Source organism: Cellulomonas sp. (genome assembly GCF_017744555.1).
In the GTDB taxonomy this organism is placed as follows: domain Bacteria; phylum Actinomycetota; class Actinomycetes; order Actinomycetales; family Cellulomonadaceae; genus Cellulomonas.
The window spans coordinates 1-2,097 of sequence record NZ_JAGIBD010000086.1 but is presented as its reverse complement, the minus strand read 5'-3'; the positions used below and the strand labels follow the sequence as shown (position 1 = coordinate 2,097).

General features: G+C 72.7%; 3 protein-coding genes. All 3 read left to right on the top strand.

Annotated features, from left to right (window positions below; all coding sequences use genetic code 11):
• Window positions 1-159: flagellin (locus tag J7523_RS20175; RefSeq protein WP_291890554.1), on the top strand; the 159-nt coding region annotated here is incomplete at its 5' end.
• 170 nt (window positions 160-329) lie between these two features.
• On the top strand, window positions 330-1,706 hold the full coding sequence (fliD, locus tag J7523_RS20170; protein WP_291890552.1) for a flagellar filament capping protein FliD: 1,377 nt from the start codon (window positions 330-332) through the stop codon (window positions 1,704-1,706).
• 14 nt (window positions 1,707-1,720) lie between these two features.
• Window positions 1,721-2,097: flagellar export chaperone FliS (locus J7523_RS20165; protein WP_291890549.1), on the top strand; the 377-nt coding region annotated here is incomplete at its 3' end.

Genomic DNA, 2,097 nt, shown 5'->3' with positions numbered 1-2,097 from the left:
GTGGAGAACCTGTCCGCGTCGGAGAGCCGGATCCGTGACACGGACATGGCGCAGGAGATGGTGTCGTTCACCCGCTCGCAGATCCTCTCGCAGGCGGGCACCGCGATGCTCGCGCAGGCGAAGAACCTGCCGCAGTCGGTGCTCTCGCTCCTGCAGTGAGGTACCCGGTCGCCGTGAGGTGACCACCAGCACGACCCTCGACCGGCGGTGGGTGGACGACCGTCCCCCCACCGCCGGTCGGCACATCGGCACCGACCGTCCCGGCGGGCGCCGGCGGGCACGCAGGTGCCGGCAGCACGTGACGGCACGGCACAGCGGAGGACGCGGACATGGCGGCGATCGACGGGCTCGTCAGCGGCATCAAGACGGGCGAGTACATCGACAGCCTGATCACGCTGCAGAGCGGCCAGCAGAGCCTGCTGGTGCAGAAGAAGTCGACCGCGTCCGCCCTGGTGACGGCGCTCCAGGCGCTCAACACCAAGGTCGCGTCGCTCGCGGAGCACGCCGCCAAGGCGGCGAAGCCCGAGTCCTGGAACGCCGTCAAGGCCGCCGTGACGCAGCCCGGCACCTCGGGCACGCCGGGCGCCTCGGCGACCGTGAGCGCGGGCGCGCAGCTCGGCACGCTGACGTTCCGCGTCGACGCCGTGGCGCAGTCCCAGGCGTCCCTCGTGGCGCTGCCCACGACGTTCGCGTCCGAGAAGCCGTCGTTCACGATCACGCGCGGCGGCGAGACCGTCACGGTGACCGCCGACTCGACGTCGGTCCCGGACATCGTCGAGGCGTTCAACGGCGCGGGCACCGGGGTGCGGGCCACGGCCGTCAAGGTCGACAAGCTCGACGTCGACGGCAACCCGACGGGCGAGTCGACCTACCGGCTCCAGGTCACCGGCACCGAGACCGGGGGCCGCAACGCGTTCACGATCGCCCACGACGGCGGGAACCTCGCGCTCGACACCGTGCGCGAGGCGCGCGACGCCGCGATCACGCTGTTCCCCGGGACGCCCGGCGCGCAGCGGCTCACGTCGCCCACCAACACGATCACCGGCGTCCTCACGGGCGTCGACCTCACCGTCACGGCCGAGACCGCCGCCGACGCCAAGCCGCTGACGCTCGACCTCACGCGCGACGACTCGACCGTGAAGTCGCTCGCCTCGGGCCTCGTCGCGAACCTCAACGTCGTGCTCTCCGAGATCGCGTCGCGCACCAAGTCCACGACGTCGACGTCGGAGGACGGGCGCACCGTGGTGTCGGGCGGGCTGTTCGCCGGCGACGCGGGCGTGCGGATGCTGCAGCAGAACATGCTCGCGCTCGGGTCGATGCCGGTCGACGGCGTCTCGCCGGCCGACGTCGGCATCGTCATCCAGAAGGACGGCACCTTCACGTTCGACGACGCCGTGTACACGGCGGCCGCCGCGAAGGACCCCGACAAGGTCGCCGCGGTCGTGCAGGGCGTCGCGGCGCGGCTCTCGGAGGCCGCCAAGACGGCGTCCGACAGCAAGGAAGGCACGATCACCACCGCGATCACGGGGCACCAGGACGCGGTCAAGGACCTCACCGAGCGCATCACGGCGTGGGACGAGCGGCTCGCCGCCCGGCGCGCCGGGCTCGAGCGGATGTACGCGTCGCTCGAGAAGACGCTCGCGCGCATGAACTCGCAGGCGAGCTACCTGTCGAGCTACCTCGCCAACGACCAGAAGCAGAGCTGACCACCGGAGGGACCATGTTCGACGCACGGAGCCGGTACGTCGCCGCCGCGGTGCAGACCGCGAGCCCCGCCCGGCTGCTCACGATGCTCGTCGACCGCCTCGTGCTCGACGTCGAGCGGGGCGCGCACGCGCTCACCGCGGGCCGCCGCGCCGACGCGACGCAGCACCTCGCGCACGCGCAGGACATCGTGACCGAGCTGGCCGCGAGCCTCGACGTCGAGGCGTGGGACGGCGGCGAGCAGCTGCTCGCGATCTACACGTGGCTCATGACGGAGCTGCTGGCGGCGTCGACGAGCGGCGACGCCGCGCGCGTCGACGGCTGCCGCGGCATCGTCGCCGAGCTCGCGCGCACGTGGCACGAGGCGGCGGACGCGGTCTCCGCGACGGCCGC

Excerpts from the sequence above, each read along its gene's own strand:
- fliD (WP_291890552.1), top strand. The coding sequence starts at position 330 with ATGGCGGCGATCGACGGGCTCGTCAGCGGCATCAAGACGGGCGAGTAC.